General features: G+C 57.9%; 2 protein-coding genes. Both read right to left on the bottom strand.

Annotated elements, in window-relative coordinates:
* The coding region (locus SJH88_RS19885; RefSeq protein WP_274755366.1) for a pyridoxal phosphate-dependent decarboxylase family protein at positions 1–1,051 on the bottom strand (1,051 nt) is incomplete at its 3' end.
* A 2-nt stretch (positions 1,052–1,053) separates the two neighbouring features.
* The coding region (locus tag SJH88_RS19880) for a diaminobutyrate--2-oxoglutarate transaminase (protein ID WP_274755365.1) at positions 1,054–2,246 on the bottom strand (1,193 nt) is incomplete at its 5' end.

The raw sequence follows: 2,246 nt of genomic DNA, 5'->3' as shown, positions 1-2,246 counted from the left end.
CCGAGTTCAGATACTCCGCCTCGTAGTGCATGAAGCGGTAGTTCGCTTCGTCTTTGAGCAAGAACGCACCACACGATATGCTTTGGAAGAAATGCTTGTGAAAGTCCAGCGTGATCGAGTCGGCCAGCTCCATGCCCACCAGCATGTCGCGGTGGTGCTGCGACAGAATCAACGCACCGCCCCAAGCAGCATCCACGTGCATCCACGCGCCATATTGCGCGCTGATGGCACGCACTTGCGGCAGCGGGTCAATCGCGCCTGCATCGGTCGTTCCCGCCGTAGCCACCACACACGCCACGATCTTGCCTTCAGCTTGCAAGCGCGCCATGGTGTGCGCCAACGCTTGCATGTCCATGCGTGCATCGGCATCCACCGGCACGGTCACCACGGACTGAAAGCCCATGCCCATCATGGCCATGTTCTTTTGCACCGAAAAGTGCGCGTTCTCCGAACAGATGACTTTGACGTTGCGCATGGCATCCGCCGGAATGCCATCGCGCTGTACGGACCATGGCTGGCCGTTCTCGTCTTTCCAGTGCTTGGCAATGCAAGCATCACGCGCCAGCAGCACACCCATCAGGTTCGACTGCGTGCCGCCCGAGGTGAAAACGCCGGCATTGCCTGCGCCATAACCCACTTTCTCGCGCAGCCAGTTGATGAGCTGCACTTCCATCAGCGATCCCGCAGGGCTTTGGTCCCACGAGTCCATGGACTGGTTGGTGGCGTTGATCAGCACCTCGGCAATCTGGCTTGCCACCATGGTGGGGCAGTGCAAATGCGCCAGCGAATGGGGGTGGTGCACTTTCAAGCTTTTGTTCAGAAAAAGCTCCACCATGCGCTGCAGCGCGGGCTGTACGCCCATGCCTTCTTTAGAGGGGTTAAACGCAATCGCGCGGCGCAGCTCTTTGATGCTGCCGCCCGTGTACATCTTGTCGTTTTGCAACCAAGCAGCCACGGCCTGCGTGGCTTGCGCCATGGCCTGTGTGTAGTCGCCAATCGATGCCGCATCGTTGCACAGCAGTGCTTGGCGGTGTTCAGAAAAATCCACCATGCTTATGCGCCCCGTACCGCTACCAGCGCTTGAGCCACCGCGCGCTTAAAGCGCACCAGCACCTCTTCACACTCTTCTTGGGTAATGATCAATGGGCACAGCAAACGAATCACCGTGCCATTGCGGCCACCCTTTTCCAGCAGCAATTGGTTGTTGAAACACGCCGTTTGAATCGCCGCTGCAAGTTTGGCATCGGCAGGCAGGGAACCCATGTGGTCTGGGGGCTGGCTTTCGTCCACAATTTCAATGCCCAGCATGAGGCCACGACCACGCACATTGCCAATACAGGGGAATTCCTCCGCCATTTTCTTCAGTTCGGCTTGCAGGAAATCGCCACGCTCTTGGGCGTTTTGGGCCAGGTTTTGATCACGAATGGCCTTCAATGTGGCAATGCCCGTGCCCATGGCCATTTGGTTGCCGCGGAAGGTGCCGGTGTGGCCTGCAGGCTGCCATGCATCGAACTTGCGCTTAATGCCCAGCACCGCCAGTGGCAAGCTACCACCCACGGCTTTGGACATGACGATGACGTCAGGCTCAATGCCCGCATGCTCAAACGCAAACATCTTGCCCGAGCGTGCAAAGCCAGCTTGCACCTCGTCCAAGATCAATACGATGCCGTGCTTTTCGGTCACTTCGCGGATTTTTTTCAGCCACTTGGTGGGCGCAACCACCACACCGCCTTCGCCTTGGATGGCTTCCAAAATCACTGCCGCAGGCTTGGTCACGCCGCTTTCCACGTCTTCGATAAAGTTTTCGAAGTAATAGGTCAAGGCATCGACGCCTGCTTCACCGCCAATACCCAGTGGGCAGCGGTATTCATGGGGGTAAGGCATGAATTGCACACCGGGCATCAAGCCATGCACCGCATTTTTGGCAGACAGATTGCCCGTCATGGCCAAAGCGCCATGCGTCATGCCGTGGTAACCGCCTGAAAAGCTAATCACCGAGCTGCGGCCGGTAAAGGTCTTGGCCAGTTTGATGGCGGCTTCAGTTCCATCCGCGCCCGATGGGCCACAAAACTGCAGGCAATATGCGTCTTTGCCGCCGGGCAATTGTTCCAGCAAGGCTTCGGTAAACGCGTCTTTGAGGGGCGTCGTCAAATCCAGCGTATGCAAGGGCAACCCGCTGGCCAGCGTGGTTTGAATGCTTTCAATCACTGCGGGATGGTTGTGCCCCAAGGCCAAAGTCCCCGCGC

The organism is Comamonas sp. GCA5, assembly GCF_036541385.1.
In the GTDB taxonomy this organism is placed as follows: domain Bacteria; phylum Pseudomonadota; class Gammaproteobacteria; order Burkholderiales; family Burkholderiaceae_C; genus Comamonas; species Comamonas aquatica.
Note: the sequence above shows the minus strand (reverse complement) of the source record. Positions and strands in the feature narration are given on the sequence as shown.